The sequence below is a fragment of the Sulfitobacter sp. PM12 genome (assembly GCF_045586035.1).
Classification (GTDB): Bacteria; Pseudomonadota; Alphaproteobacteria; order Rhodobacterales; family Rhodobacteraceae; genus Sulfitobacter; species Sulfitobacter pontiacus.
The window spans coordinates 2,298,101-2,312,594 of sequence record NZ_CP151529.1 but is presented as its reverse complement, the minus strand read 5'-3'; the positions used below and the strand labels follow the sequence as shown (position 1 = coordinate 2,312,594).

Annotated in this window: 16 protein-coding genes; all 16 read left to right on the top strand. The window is 59.0% G+C overall.

Going from position 1 to position 14,494, the window contains the following annotated elements; genetic code table 11:
* Window positions 1-7 precede the first annotated feature (7 nt).
* Window positions 8-1,024 (top strand): endonuclease, encoded by a 1,017-nt coding sequence (locus tag AADW22_RS11335; protein WP_407473738.1) that lies wholly within the window; start codon window positions 8-10, stop codon window positions 1,022-1,024.
* A gap of 21 nt (window positions 1,025-1,045) precedes the next feature.
* A complete protein-coding gene (locus tag AADW22_RS11330) occupies window positions 1,046-1,273 on the top strand; it encodes a DUF5337 domain-containing protein (protein WP_005853987.1) in 228 nt (75 codons plus the stop codon).
* Window positions 1,274-1,284: 11 nt separating this feature from the next.
* Window positions 1,285-2,580, top strand: coding sequence for an NADH-quinone oxidoreductase subunit NuoF (nuoF, locus tag AADW22_RS11325; RefSeq protein ID WP_009824861.1), 1,296 nt, complete (start codon window positions 1,285-1,287; stop codon window positions 2,578-2,580).
* 6 nt (window positions 2,581-2,586) lie between these two features.
* Window positions 2,587-2,994: an MAPEG family protein gene (locus tag AADW22_RS11320; RefSeq protein WP_037944459.1), complete on the top strand. Its 408-nt coding sequence runs from the start codon at window positions 2,587-2,589 to the stop codon at window positions 2,992-2,994.
* A gap of 92 nt (window positions 2,995-3,086) precedes the next feature.
* Entirely contained in the window at window positions 3,087-3,413 is a 327-nt protein-coding gene (locus tag AADW22_RS11315) for a hypothetical protein (protein WP_005853981.1), read from the top strand.
* Between the two features lie 117 nt (window positions 3,414-3,530).
* On the top strand, window positions 3,531-3,932 hold the full coding sequence (locus AADW22_RS11310; protein WP_005853978.1) for a DUF5333 domain-containing protein: 402 nt from the start codon (window positions 3,531-3,533) through the stop codon (window positions 3,930-3,932).
* Between the two features lie 4 nt (window positions 3,933-3,936).
* Entirely contained in the window at window positions 3,937-5,952 is a 2,016-nt protein-coding gene (gene nuoG / locus AADW22_RS11305; RefSeq protein ID WP_407473737.1) for an NADH-quinone oxidoreductase subunit NuoG, read from the top strand.
* An 11-nt stretch (window positions 5,953-5,963) separates the two neighbouring features.
* Window positions 5,964-6,332: a hypothetical protein gene (locus AADW22_RS11300; RefSeq protein WP_005853975.1), complete on the top strand. Its 369-nt coding sequence runs from the start codon at window positions 5,964-5,966 to the stop codon at window positions 6,330-6,332.
* A gap of 6 nt (window positions 6,333-6,338) precedes the next feature.
* Window positions 6,339-7,379 carry an NADH-quinone oxidoreductase subunit NuoH gene (gene nuoH, locus AADW22_RS11295; protein ID WP_005853973.1) on the top strand — a complete coding sequence of 347 codons (1,041 nt, stop codon included), beginning with the start codon at window positions 6,339-6,341 and terminating at the stop codon, window positions 7,377-7,379.
* A 1-nt stretch (window position 7,380) separates the two neighbouring features.
* Window positions 7,381-7,875 (top strand): NADH-quinone oxidoreductase subunit NuoI, encoded by a 495-nt coding sequence (gene nuoI / locus AADW22_RS11290; protein WP_005853971.1) that lies wholly within the window; start codon window positions 7,381-7,383, stop codon window positions 7,873-7,875.
* Entirely contained in the window at window positions 7,872-8,273 is a 402-nt protein-coding gene (locus tag AADW22_RS11285) for a carboxymuconolactone decarboxylase family protein (protein WP_407473736.1), read from the top strand. Before nuoI ends, AADW22_RS11285 begins: the two co-directional genes overlap by 4 nt.
* A complete protein-coding gene (locus AADW22_RS11280; RefSeq protein ID WP_005853967.1) occupies window positions 8,270-8,872 on the top strand; it encodes an NADH-quinone oxidoreductase subunit J in 603 nt (200 codons plus the stop codon). Before AADW22_RS11285 ends, AADW22_RS11280 begins: the two co-directional genes overlap by 4 nt.
* 180 nt (window positions 8,873-9,052) lie before the next feature.
* Complete coding sequence (gene nuoK / locus AADW22_RS11275) at window positions 9,053-9,358, top strand: NADH-quinone oxidoreductase subunit NuoK (RefSeq protein WP_005853964.1); 306 nt, start codon at window positions 9,053-9,055, stop codon at window positions 9,356-9,358.
* A 4-nt stretch (window positions 9,359-9,362) separates the two neighbouring features.
* The gene (nuoL, locus tag AADW22_RS11270) at window positions 9,363-11,474 is read left to right on the top strand and encodes an NADH-quinone oxidoreductase subunit L (RefSeq protein ID WP_243250379.1); all 2,112 of its coding nucleotides are present in this window, start codon (window positions 9,363-9,365) and stop codon (window positions 11,472-11,474) included.
* Entirely contained in the window at window positions 11,474-13,030 is a 1,557-nt protein-coding gene (locus tag AADW22_RS11265) for an NADH-quinone oxidoreductase subunit M (RefSeq protein ID WP_009824853.1), read from the top strand. Before nuoL ends, AADW22_RS11265 begins: the two co-directional genes overlap by 1 nt.
* An 11-nt stretch (window positions 13,031-13,041) precedes the next feature.
* Complete coding sequence (nuoN, locus tag AADW22_RS11260) at window positions 13,042-14,487, top strand: NADH-quinone oxidoreductase subunit NuoN (protein WP_005853955.1); 1,446 nt, start codon at window positions 13,042-13,044, stop codon at window positions 14,485-14,487.
* Window positions 14,488-14,494 lie beyond the last annotated feature (7 nt).

The following is a 14,494-nucleotide window of genomic DNA, read 5'->3' as shown; positions in this document are numbered from 1 at the left end:
ATCTTGAATGGCGAACGAAGGGACGGACATGACTGATTTGACGCAAAAAGAGCAATGCAAACGCGGTTGCATGCGGTGGGGGGCCGGGGTCGGCCTTGTCCTCGCGTTGCTATTTTGGCTGGTTTTCGGCTGGGGCTTTATCGCCTCCCTGTTCCTTGGAATCATACTGGGGCTTGTGACCTTTGTGGTCCTGTCCAAACTCATGTGCGGGTCGCTTCGGGATGAGCCTATGCAGACGGCCAGCGCCCCTGCGGCGGCGGCGGCACCTGCAACGGCGGCCACAACCCAGGCGGCCAGCGCCGCACCAACCAGCGACGCCGAGGTAGAGCCTGAGCCGACGCTGGAAGCGGAACCCGCTGCCACCGAAACGGTAGAGACTCGCCCCGAAGACACGACCGGCGGTCAGGCCGAGGCCGATGTCGGCGGTGCCGCGTCAGAGGCGACAGCGGGCACCTCGCCGGCGGCCAAAGACGAACCCGCCGCTTTCTCGGGGATCAAGCCCACGGCCAAGCTGAAGGGCCAAGAGGAACTCGCTGCGCGCAAGGGCAGCTACAAATACGAAGCCCCCGCAGCCGAGCCTGCAAAGGCCAAGGCGGCTCCGGCTCCTGCGCCAGCAACAGAAGCGGCGGCGGAACCTGTCGCCTCTATCCCGGAACCAACGCCGGCTGAAACAGCTCAGGCACCGGCCACCGTCAAGGGGGCGACCTCGACCCGTTCGGGAATCGCGGATATTCCGGCGGGTACGGTCGAAAGCAGCCCCGAAACGCTGGACAAACCGCGCACTGGCGGTGCCGATAACCTCAAGCTTATCAGTGGGGTAGGGCCGAAACTTGAACAAACGCTGAATGAGCTGGGGATCTATCACTTTGATCAGATCGCCAAATGGACCGCGGCTGAAATCGCTTGGGTTGATGCCCGCGTGCGGTTCAAAGGCCGTATTCAACGTGATGACTGGATGGCGCAGGCCAAAACCCTCGCCTCCGGTGGAGAGACCGAATTCTCCACCCGTAGTAAAAAGACCTGAGCCTGACATGGATGCCGTGTGATGACAGATAAGGAAGAAATCGCGCTGGCCCGTAAGGGCCGGATGGTCGGCCTTGTCATTGCCGGCACCATGTTGCTTTGGATCGCGGCGCAATGGCTTGCGCCGCAGTTCGGCTTGCCCGGACGCTATGCGCTGCTGTTCGATTTTGCCGCGCTGGCAGCCCTGATCTGGGCGATGGTCAATATATATCAGATGAGGCGGGCCCGCGCGGCCAGCCGTGACACATAAAGGTTAGCTTCATGCTTCAGGATCAAGACCGCATCTTTACCAATATCTACGGTATGCACGACCGCACGCTGAAAGGCGCGCAGGCGCGTGGCCATTGGGATGGCACGGCGGGCATCCTCAAGAACGGGCGCGACTGGATCATCGACCAGATGAAAGCGTCGGGGCTGCGGGGCCGTGGCGGTGCGGGCTTCCCTACTGGTCTCAAGTGGTCCTTCATGCCCAAGGAAAGCGACGGTCGCCCCAGCTATCTGGTGGTGAACGCCGATGAATCCGAGCCCGGCACCTGCAAGGACCGCGAGATCATGCGCCACGATCCGCACACGCTGATCGAGGGCTGCCTGATCGCAAGCTTCGCGATGAACGCCAACGCTTGCTACATCTACATTCGCGGCGAATACATCCGCGAGCGCGAGGCGCTGCAAGCCGCGATCGACGAGGCCTATGACGCGGGGCTTGTGGGCAAGAATGCCTGCAAATCCGGCTATGATTTCGACATCTATCTGCACCACGGGGCAGGTGCCTATATCTGTGGCGAGGAAACCGCGCTGCTGGAAAGCCTTGAGGGCAAGAAAGGCATGCCGCGGATGAAGCCGCCGTTCCCTGCGGGGGCCGGTCTTTATGGTTGCCCGACCACGGTGAACAACGTGGAATCCATCGCGGTGGTTCCAACAATCCTGCGTCGCGGTCCAGAATGGTTTTCAAGCTTTGGCCGTCCGAACAACGCGGGCACCAAGCTGTTTGCGATCTCGGGACATGTGAATAATCCTTGTGTCGTCGAAGAAGCGATGAGCATCACCTTTGAAGAGCTGATCGAAAAGCATTGCGGCGGTATCCGTGGCGGCTGGGACAACCTCAAGGCTGTGATCCCCGGCGGGTCGTCTGTGCCGATGATCCCCGGTGCGCAGATGCGCGACGCGATCATGGATTTCGACTATTTGCGCGAACAACGCTCGGGCCTGGGGACGGCTGCGGTCATCGTAATGGATAACTCCACTGATGTGATCAAGGCGATCTGGCGTCTGGCGAAGTTCTACAAGCACGAATCCTGTGGTCAGTGTACGCCATGCCGCGAAGGCACGGGCTGGATGATGCGCGTGATGGACCGTTTGGTGCGCGGCGATGCGGAGCCCGAAGAAATCGACATGCTGCTCGACGTGACCAAGCAGGTCGAAGGGCACACGATCTGCGCTCTTGGGGATGCAGCGGCTTGGCCCATTCAGGGTCTGATCCGTCACTTCCGCGACGAGATCGAGGATCGCATCAAGCACAAACGCACCGGCCGCGTCAGCGCCGTCGCGGCGGAGTAAGCTTTGATGGAAAGCTTTGCCGCCTATAGCCACGCGCTGACTGCTTTGGCTTTTTGGGCCATTCTGATCAGTGTCCTCGGCGCGCTCTCTACCATGGGGCGCACGCCAGAGGGGCGCTGCGATTGCGGCAAGCCCAAGCGGAACTACGACGATGTGGTCTATCGCCGCGAACGCGCGTTCATGAACGCGATAGAGGCGTCGGGCCCGTTTCTGGCATCGACGCTCGCGGCGGTGCTGCTTGGCGCGCCTGTGTTTTGGGTGAACCTCTTTGCGGCGCTGTTCGTGGTGGTGCGGGTCGCGATGGCCGTGGTGCATATCGGGACAACCAACCAGCCGATGCGGTCGCTGTTCTTTATGCTGGGGCTGGTCTGTATTCTGGCCTTGGCGGTCCTGGCGATTTTCGCAGCCTTCTGAGGCACGACTGAAGAACGATAGCTTTCACCCGTTGATCGGGCAGGGGGCTGCACAAAAAGACGGGTCCGGCCACACCGGCAGAGTGAGGGAAGATGAAGCAGATTGTTCTATTTTGTATAACGGCCGCGGTATTGGCCGGCTGTACCGCCCGCGAAGACCGTCTGGCCTTTGATGGTAAATATTTCCGCACCAAGCTGAGCAAAGTCGACGGGCAACGCGATGTCTTTACCCTGCGGGTGCGCAATGCGTCACAGTCGATCAACGGTGCCCGCGAAGCGGCGCGCTATGAAGCGACGGTTTATTGTGTGACCAACTATGGCAGTTCGGATATCAAATGGGTCGTGGGGCCGGACACCCCGCCCGAGAATTTGCGCCTTGTGGACGACGCTTTGACGTTTCAGGGGGCTTGCCCTTCCTGACCGTTTGCGCGACATACCGCTGGCAAATGGCTGATCCGGAGATGTTATTGAATAACATCGGGGTCAGTTCCCATGTGTAGCAAGGGGCAGTCCGCCCCGCTACATGAGGAGAGTAAGATGCGTAACGTATTGATCGCCGTAACAACCGTGGCCCTGATGGCCAGCCCTGTCGCCGCAAAGCCGCCGCTGCGTGATGTACCGGCTGTTGATGATGCGCTGCTTGATCTTGGACTGGCCGACCGGATTCGCAAAGAATGCCCCGATATCTCGGCCCGTATGATCCGCGCACTCAGCTATTTGAACAATGTGCACAATACGGCGAAATCTTTGGGCTATACGTCGGACGAAATTGACGCCTACCGCAAAAGCGATGCTGAAAAGGCGCGCATGAAGGCCCGTGGGGCCGCATATTTAAAGGCGAAGGGGGTCGATACTTCGGACCCGCAAAGCTATTGTGCGTTAGGGCGTGCAGAAATCCAAAAATCGAGCCGGATCGGTTCGTTACTGAGAGCGAAATAAGCATATGAGCGATACCCGCAAGATCATCATTGACGGCAAGGAAGTCGAAGTCGAAGGGGCGATGACGCTCATTCAGGCGTGCGAGGAAGCAGGGGTGGAAATTCCGCGTTTCTGTTACCATGAACGTCTGTCGATTGCCGGTAACTGCCGGATGTGTCTTGTGGAGGTCGTGGGCGGCCCACCCAAGCCTGCGGCGTCCTGCGCCATGCAGGTGCGCGACTTGCGTCCTGGCCCAGAGGGCCAGCCGCCTGTCGTCAAAACCAATTCGCCCATGGTTAAAAAGGCCCGCGAGGGCGTCATGGAATTCCTGCTGATCAACCACCCGCTGGATTGCCCGATCTGCGATCAGGGCGGCGAATGTGACCTTCAGGATCAGGCGATGGCCTACGGCGTTGACTTCAGCCGCTACCGCGAGCCGAAGCGCGCGACCGAAGATCTGGATCTGGGTCCATTGGTCGAAACCCATATGACGCGCTGCATTTCCTGCACTCGTTGTGTGCGTTTCACCACCGAGGTCGCGGGCATTCACCAGATGGGCCAGACTGGCCGTGGTGAAGACGCCGAGATCACAGCCTATCTGGGGCAGACGCTCGATTCGAACCTGCAGGGCAACATCATCGACTTGTGCCCCGTGGGGGCGCTGGTCTCGAAACCCTATGCTTTCACCGCGCGGCCGTGGGAACTGTCAAAGACCGAATCGATCGACGTGATGGATGCGCTTGGGTCGAACATCCGTGTGGATACCAAAGGCCGCGAAGTCATGCGCTTCTTGCCGCGCAACCATGATGGCGTGAACGAGGAATGGATTTCCGATAAAACCCGTTTCGTCTGGGACGGACTGCGCCGCCAGCGTCTGGACACGCCCTATATTCGTGAAAACGGAAAATTGCGCAAAGCTGACTGGCCCGAAGCATTGGCCGCTGCCGCTGCTGCGATGAAGGGCAAGAAAGTCGCCGGTCTGATCGGTGACCTTGCCTCGGTCGAGGCGACATATGCGTTGAAACAACTGATCGAGGGGCAGGGCGGCGTTGTCGAATGCCGGACCGATGGCGCGAAGCTGCCTGCGGGCAACCGGTCGGGCTATGTCGGGACCGCCACGGTCGAAGATCTGGATCACGCGCAAGCCGTGATGCTGATCGGCGCGAACCCCGCGGTGGAAGCACCGGTGCTGAACGCCCGTATCCGCAAGGCATGGACCCGCGGCGCGGATGTGGCGCTGATGGGCCCAGCGGTCGATCTGACCTACGATTACGATCATCTGGGCGACAGCCCGTCGCTGCTGAATGACCTGCTGAAAAAGGACCACGCCGACATTGCCGAGAAATCCTCGGTCATCGTTGTGGGCATGGGGGCCTTGGCGCGCGAAGACGGGGCAGAGGTTCTGGCCGCTGCCATGGCGCTGGCCGAGGCGACGCAATCCGGCTTTATGGTTTTGCACACTGCCGCATCCCGTGTGGGTGCGATGGACGTCGGTGCCGTTGCCGAAAATGGCATCAACGATGTGCTGGCCGCCGATGTGATCTATAACCTTGGCGCCGATGAAGGCGACATTCCTGCTGGCCCCTTCGTGATCTATCAAGGCTCGCACGGGGATCGCGGCGCGCACCGTGCCGATATCATCCTGCCCGGTGCCGCCTATACGGAAGAGGGCGGTTTGTTCGTCAATACCGAAGGCCGTCCGCAGCTTGCCGCGCGTGCCAGCTTTGCCCCCGGTCAGGCCAAGGAAAACTGGGCCATCCTACGCGCGCTGAGTGCCGAGCTGGATGCCAAGCTGCCGTTCGATTCGCTTGCGGCATTGCGCAAGGCGCTGGTCGCTGATGTCCCGCATCTGGGGAATATCGATCAGGTTGCTGAAAACGCATGGCAGCCTGTGGCCACAGGCGATCTGGGCGGCAGCCCGTTGCGCTTTGCGATTGCCGATTTCTACCTGTCCAACCCCATCGCCCGCGCCAGCCAGTTGATGGCAGAGCTTTCGGCCAACGCCAAAGCCCGCCGCGAAAAACCACTGGCGGCGGAGTGAGGATTTTGGGGATGATGTTGCCTTTGGTTCTGGGTGCCTGCGAAACGCAAGCGCCCATGGCCGAAGATTTCATTCCCGAGTATCGCGGTGTTGAAACCAAACTGCTGGACGGGGACCTTGTCCAGTTCGACGTGGCGATGACCAAAGCACAGTCATCCGAGAATGTAGCGGAATACGCGGAATGTGCCGCGGCGCGCTATACTTTGATCCGGGGCTTTGGTTTTGCCCGCCACGTGCGTACAAATGTTGAGATCGAGGGTGGTGTCTGGCACGCAGATGCTGTTTACACCATCTCGCCGAGCCTGCCTGCGGGCTTGAAGACAATAGATGCTGAAGTGACCGTGCAGAACTGCATGGAAAAAGGCATACCGACGGTGTGAGGACCTATGGCTGACTTCTTTTTCAACACCACGCTGGGGACGATCCTGCTGATTATTGGCCAGATTTTCCTTGTTGTGATTCCCCTGCTTCTTGCCCTTGCGTTCCTGATGTACGCCGACCGGAAAATCTGGGCGTCGGTACAGCTGCGCCGCGGCCCGAACGTTGTAGGCATCTACGGTCTGCTGCAATCCTTTGCGGATTTCGCGAAATACATCGTCAAAGAGGTGGTCGTGCCCGCTGGTGCGGACCGCGCCGTGTTCTTCATGGCTCCGATGGTCACATTGGTTATGGCGCTGGTCGCCTGGGCGGTGATCCCGTTCAACGACGGTTGGGTTCTGTCGAACATCAACGTCGCGATCCTCTATGTCTTCGCGATCTCGTCGCTTGAAGTCTATGGCGTGATCATGGGCGGGTGGGCGTCAAACTCCAAATACCCGTTTCTGGGCTCGCTGCGCTCTGCCGCGCAGATGATCTCTTACGAAGTGTCGATCGGCCTGATCATCATCGGCGTCGTCATCAGCTCTGGCTCGTTGAACTTCGGGGACATCGTGCTGTCGCAAAGCGGCGACTACGGTCTGCTGAACTGGTATTGGCTACCGCACTTCCCGATGCTGATCCTGTTCTTCATCTCTGCGCTGGCCGAAACCAACCGCCCGCCGTTTGACCTTCCCGAAGCGGAATCGGAACTGGTTGCCGGGTATCAGGTCGAATATTCCTCCACGCCCTTCTTGCTGTTCATGATCGGCGAACTGGTCGCCGTGGTGCTGATGTGCGCGCTGATCTCGCTGATGTTCTTTGGCGGTTGGCTGTCGCCGATCCCCGGCCTGCCGGACGGCATCTTCTGGATGGTCGCCAAAATGGGGCTGGTGTTCTTCTTCTTCTCGTTGGTCAAGGCGATCACGCCGCGGTACCGCTATGACCAGCTGATGCGTCTGGGATGGAAAGTGTTCCTGCCATTCAGCCTGTTCTGGGTTGTCTTCGTATCCTTCGCCGCGAAATTCGATTGGTTCTGGGGTATCTATGCCCGTTGGACAGTAGGGGGCTGATATGGCTAACACCGACTATACTCGTCACGCGAAATACTTCCTGCTGCAGGATTTCTATCAAGGCTTGAAGCTGGGCATTAAGTATATGTTCAAGCCCAAGGCGACGATCAACTACCCGCATGAAAAGGGCCCGCTGAGCCCTCGATTCCGTGGTGAACACGCCCTGCGCCGCTATCCCAACGGGGAAGAGCGTTGCATCGCGTGCAAACTGTGCGAAGCGGTGTGCCCGGCGCAGGCGATCACCATCGACGCGGAACCGCGCGATGACGGCAGCCGCCGCACCACGCGCTACGACATCGACATGACCAAATGCATCTACTGCGGTTTCTGTCAGGAAGCCTGCCCGGTTGACGCGATTGTCGAGGGGCCGAATTTTGAATTCTCGACCGAGACCCGCGAAGAGCTGTTCTATGACAAGGCCAAGCTGCTGGACAACGGCGAACGCTGGGAAGCTGAAATCGCGCGCAACCTTGAACTGGACGCGCCGTACCGATGACCGACAGCCAGAACCCTTTTGAAGAGATGATGCGTCAGATGCAGGATATGGCCAAAGGCTTTCCTGCAATGGATGCGTTTTCCCCCAAAGGGTTCGAGGCGATGATGGGCAAGATGCCCAAAGACATGATGGAAACGTTTTTTGGCAATACGATGAACCCCAACGGGTTGGATGCCAAAACACGGATGTTGCTGACGATTTCGGGGCTGACCATGCAGGGTGCCCAGAATGACGTGGCGCTGCGTCAGGCCGTGATCCACGCGGTAGAGGCAGGGGCCCACAAGCAGCAAGTGATAGAGACGATCGGGCAGATGGCGGTTTTCGCCGGCATCCCCGCCATGACCCGCGCAATGGAAATCGCGCAGGGTGTTTTGGATGACAAGGAAGGTGACGCATGAGCGTTTTCGCATTTTACCTCTTCGCGATCAGCGTGATCGCTGGCGGGCTGTTCACTGTGATCAGCCGCAACCCCGTGCATTCGGTGCTGTGGTTGATCCTGTCCTTCCTCAGCGCGGCGGGGCTTTTCGTGCTGCTCAACGCCGAATTCGTCGCGATGCTGCTGATCATTGTCTATGTCGGCGCGGTCGCGGTTCTGTTCCTGTTCGTTGTCATGATGCTTGATGTCGATTTCGCCGAGCTCAAGGCCGAAATGGCGCGCTATATGCCGCTGGCCCTGCTGATCGGTCTGGTGATCCTGATGCAATTTGTGATGGCGTTCGGCGCGTGGGATGCGAACTCTGCCGCCGAAGGGCTGCGCACGCAGGTGATCACCGACGAGGTGCATAATACCGCTGCATTGGGCCTGATCCTTTATGATCAATACTTCCTGCTGTTCCAGCTGTCGGGGCTGATCCTGCTGGTCGCGATGATCGGGGCGATTGTGTTGACGCTGCGCCACCGTGCGGATGTGAAACGCCAGAACGTGGTCGACCAGATGATGCGTGATCCGAAGCTGGCGATGAAACTGAATGATGTGAAACCCGGGCAGGGCCTTTAAGCGGCCTGCTCAATCAAGGATGTGATCCATGTCACGTAATACAATTGTGGTGCTTGTCGTGGTTTTGATCGTGGTCGTGGGCGGCTACAGCATTTTCTAGATGCGACGGGATCGGGATGGAAACATCCAGCGACAAGAACTAAAGAACGCCTGAAACGGGCAAAAGAACCGAGGGACGACATGATCGGAATTGAACATTACCTGACAGTAGCGGCGACGCTGTTTGTCATTGGCATTTTCGGGCTATTCCTGAACCGCAAGAACATCATCATCATGTTGATGTCGATCGAGCTTATGCTCTTGGCGGTGAACATCAACTTTGTCGCCTTCTCCTATTATCTGGGTGATTTGGTGGGGCAGGTGTTCACGCTGTTCGTCCTGACCGTCGCTGCGGCCGAGGCCGCAATCGGGCTGGCCATTCTGGTCTGCTTCTTCCGCAATCGGGGTACGATCGCGGTTGAAGATGTCAACGTGATGAAGGGCTAAGATCATGGAAACGATCATTCTTTTCGCACCACTTGTCGGTGCATTGATCTGTGGTTTCGGCTGGAAGCTGATCGGGGAGAAGACCGGCCAATATGTGGCAACGGGTCTACTGTTCCTCGCGGCGCTGCTCAGCTGGATCGTCTTCCTTTCGTTTGACGGTGAAACACAGCACATCCAGATCCTGCGCTGGATCGAAAGCGGCAGCCTGTCGACCGATTGGGCGATCCGTCTCGACCGTCTGACCGCGATAATGCTGATCGTGATCACCACGGTCTCCAGCCTCGTGCACCTGTATTCCTTCGGCTACATGGCCCATGACGAGAATTTCTCGGACGCCGAACCCTATCGCGCCCGTTTCTTCGCCTATCTGTCGTTCTTCACCTTCGCGATGCTGATGCTCGTGACATCTGACAACCTTGTTCAAATGTTCTTTGGCTGGGAAGGCGTGGGCGTCGCATCCTATCTGCTGATCGGCTTCTACTATAAGAAGCCCTCGGCGAATGCGGCGGCGATCAAGGCGTTTGTGGTCAACCGTGTCGGTGACTTCGGCTTTTCCCTTGGTATCTTTGGCCTGTTCTATCTGACCGACTCGATCAAGTTCGACGATGTCTTCGCCGCAACACCCGAGCTGGCGGAAACAACCGTTGGTTTCCTTTGGGCCGACTGGAACGCCGCGAACCTGATCGCGATCCTGCTGTTCATCGGTGCGATGGGTAAATCGGCGCAGCTCTTCCTGCACACATGGTTGCCCGACGCGATGGAAGGCCCGACGCCTGTGTCGGCGCTGATCCACGCCGCGACGATGGTGACGGCCGGTGTTTTCCTTGTCTGCCGTATGTCTCCGTTGATGGAGGTCGCCCCCGAGGCAATGACTTTCGTCACCTTCCTTGGGGCCACCACCGCCTTTGTCGCCGCGACCATCGGTCTGGTGCAAAACGACATCAAACGCGTCATCGCCTATTCGACCATGTCGCAGCTTGGGTATATGTTCGTGGCCGCTGGCGTTGGCATGTATTCTGCCGCGATGTTCCACCTGTTCACCCACGCGTTCTTCAAGGCGATGTTGTTCTTGGGGGCGGGGTCGGTGATCCACGCCATGCACCACGAGCAGGATATGCGTAACTATGGCGCGCTGCGTAAGAAAATCCCCTATACGTTCTGGGCGATGATGATCGGTACGCTGGCTATTACCGGTGTCGGTATTCCGTTGACGCATTTTGGCTTCGCGGGATTCCTGTCCAAGGATGCGATCATCGAAAGCGCCTGGGGTGGCGGGTCCATGTATGGTTTCTGGATGCTGGTGATCGCGGCTGCGATGACAAGCTTCTACAGCTGGCGCCTGATGTTCCTGACCTTCTTTGGCAAGGCGCGCGGCGACAAGCATACCCATGACCACGCACATGAAAGCCCGATGGTCATGCTGGTGCCACTTGGCGTGTTGAGCCTTGGCGCGATCTTTGCGGGTATGATCTGGTACAACAGCTTCTTTGGCCATGCCGAGGATGTGGGCGAGTTCTATGGCATCCCCATGGCCGAGATGGCCGCCGGTGGTGAAACCCATGTTGAAGGGGCGGAAGACAGCCACGCCGACGCAGGTGACCACGCTGAAGACGGCCACGGTGCCGATGCTGGTCACCACGGTCCCGCCTTCGCCGGTGCACCGGGCGAGGGGGCATTGTATATCGCACCCGACAACCACGTTCTGGACGACGCCCACGCCGCACCAGCATGGGTCAAGGTCAGCCCGTTCATCGCGATGGTCTTTGGCCTTGTGATGGCCTTGTGGTTCTACATCTGGAACCCGACCCTGCCGTCGCGTCTGGCGGCGAACCAACGGCCGCTTTATCTGTTCTTGCTGAACAAGTGGTATTTCGACGAGCTGTATAACGTGATCTTCGTCAAACCCGCGATGGCCATCGGTCGCTTCTTCTGGAAGCGCGGGGACGGCAATGTGATCGACGGCACGCTGAACGGTGTCGCTATGGGGATCATCCCGTTCCTCACCCGACTGGCAGGGCGCGCGCAGTCCGGCTATATCTTTACCTACGCCTTTGCCATGGTGATCGGCATCGCGGTCCTTGTGACCTGGATGACGATGAGCGGGGGGGCACACTAATGGATCATCACTTGCTTTCCATCATTACCTTCATGCCCAGCTTTGCGGCGCTTATTCTGGCTGTGTTCCTGCGGGGCGATGACGCCGCAGCGGGGCGCAATGCAAAGTGGCTCGCACTGATCACGACGACGGTCACCTTCCTGATCTCGCTGTTCATCCTGTTCGACTTCGACCCGTCCAACACCGGGTTCCAGTTCGTCGACGAGGCGCAGTGGCTGATGGGCCTGAAATATCGCCTGGGCGTTGACGGGATTTCGATCCTTTTCGTGATGCTGACCACCTTTATGATGCCACTGGTCATTGCCGCCAGCTGGAACGTAGAGACGCGGGTCAAGGAATATATGATCGCCTTCCTGCTGCTGGAAACGCTGATGCTTGGCGTGTTCATGGCGCTGGATCTGGTGCTCTTCTACCTCTTCTTCGAAGCAGGTCTGATCCCGATGTTCCTGATCATCGGCATCTGGGGCGGGGCGAACCGCATTTACGCTTCGTTCAAGTTCTTCCTCTACACCTTCCTCGGGTCCGTCCTGATGCTGGTGGCGATGGTGATGATGTACGCGGATGCCGGCACAACCTGTATTGGCGGATGCGAGGTCAGCTTGCTGACCCATACCTTTGCCTCCGATAGCTTCTCTATTGCGGGGATCACCGTGGTCGGCGGTTTGCAGACCATGATGTTCCTGGCGTTCTTTGCCAGCTTCGCGGTGAAAATGCCGATGTGGCCGGTGCACACATGGTTGCCTGACGCACACGTTCAGGCACCGACAGCCGGTTCCGTGGTGCTGGCGGCGATCCTGTTGAAAATGGGCGGCTACGGCTTCTTGCGCTTCTCGGTGCCGATGTTCCCCGTGGGGGCAGATGTGATGGCCCCGCTGGTGCTGTGGATGTCGGCGATCGCGATTGTCTATACCTCGCTGGTGGCGCTGGTGCAGGAAGACATGAAAAAGCTGATCGCCTATTCCTCAGTTGCGCATATGGGTTTCGTGACCATGGGTATCTTTACCTTTAACCAGCAGGGCCTGGATGGCGCGATCTTCCAGATGATCAGCCACGGCTTCATCTCGGCTGCGTTGTTCCTGTGTGTGGGCGTGATCTATGACCGGATGCACACCCGCGAGATTGACGCCTATGGTGGTCTGGTGAACCGGATGCCTGCCTATGCGCTGGTGTTCATGTTCTTCACCATGGCCAACGTCGGACTGCCGGGGACATCGGGCTTTGTCGGGGAATTCCTGACGCTGATGGGGACCTTCCAGGTGAACACCTGGGTCGCGGCGGTAGCTACCTCCGGGGTGATCTTCTCGGCGGCCTATGCGCTGTGGCTCTATCGCCGCGTGGTGATGGGCGATCTGATCAAGGAAAGCCTGCGCACCATCACCGACATGTCGCGCCGCGAACGCTGGATCTTTGCCCCGCTGGTGGCAATGACGTTGCTGTTGGGTGTCTACCCGGCGCTGGTGCTCGACATGATCGGGCCATCGGTTGCCGCCCTTGTTGATAGCTATGATACGGCCCTGGAGGCGGCAGGTGCCGCTGTCCAGACGGCCTCAGAATAAAGGACCGCGCGATGATTTCCGCTGATCTGAATGTCATCCTGCCCGAAATCCTGCTGGCGCTTTTCGCGATCCTGGCACTGCTTGGGGCGGTTTACACCAACAAGGACGCCGCCGCGGGGGTGATCGTCTGGGCCACAGCAATCGTGATGACGCTGCTGGCGATCTGGATCGGTATGACCAGCGGTGGCACCACGCGCATCGCCTTCAACGGTCTGTTCGTCGAAGACAGCTTTGCCCGGTTTGCCAAGGTCACCATGCTGCTCAGCGCGGCGGCGGTGCTGGCGATGTCCGAAGCATATATGAAAAAGCGCGGGCTGCTGCGGTTTGAATATCCGGTGCTGATCGCGCTGAGCGTCGTCGGCATGATGATGATGGTCAGCGCGGGCGACCTGATGACCCTTTACATGGGCCTCGAGCTGCAATCGCTGGCGCTTTATGTCGTCGCCTCTCTGCGTCGTGACAGCGTGAAATCGACCGAAGCGGGTCTGAAGTATTTCGTTCTGGGCGCTTTGTCCTCTGGTTTGCTGCTGTACGGTGTGTCGCTGGTCTATGGCTACGCCGGCACCACGCAATTCGCGGGCGTCATGAGCCTCGCGAGCGCAGGGCAGACATCGATTGGCCTGTTGTTCGGGATCGTCTTTGTTGTCTCTGGTCTGGCGTTCAAGGTTTCGGCCGTGCCGTTCCACATGTGGACGCCTGATGTCTACGAGGGCGCACCGACGCCGGTTACAGCTTTCTTCGCCACAGCCCCCAAGGTTGCCGCGATGGCGCTGTTTGCCCGCGTGCTGCATGACGCCTTCGGCAATGCTGTCGCCGACTGGAGCCAGATCGTCGCGCTGCTGTCGGTCCTGTCCATGTTCCTTGGTGCCGTCGCCGCGATTGGTCAGACCAACATCAAACGCCTGATGGCCTATTCCTCGATCGCCCACATGGGCTATGCGCTGATCGGCCTTGCCGCCGGGACCGAGCTGGGTGTCAAATCCATGCTGGTCTATCTGGCGATCTACGTGACCATGAACATCGGCACCTTTGCCTTCATCCTCGGGATGGAGAAAGACGGCCAGCCGGTCACCGATATCTCGGCGTTGAATATGTATTCCAAACGCGCGCCGGGTAAGGCGCTGGCGATGCTGGTGCTGCTGTTCTCGCTTGCTGGTGTGCCGCCAATGCTGGGCTTCTTCGCCAAGCTGGGTGTCTGGCAGGCGGGTGTGGATGCGGGGCTGGTCTGGCTGGTTGTTGCAAGCGCTGTGGCCTCGGCCATCGGTGCCTATTATTACCTGCGTATCGTTTTCCTGATGTATTTCGGTGCCGAAGGCGATGACCGCCTGGACGAGGGTAAAAGCAGCCTGCTGTCGGGGTTCGTTGTTGCCTCTGCCGTGATCATGGTCGTGGGTATCCTGAACATGTTTGGCGTCGAAACTGCTGCGATCTCTGCAGCGGCGACGCTGATCAACTGATCTGCCG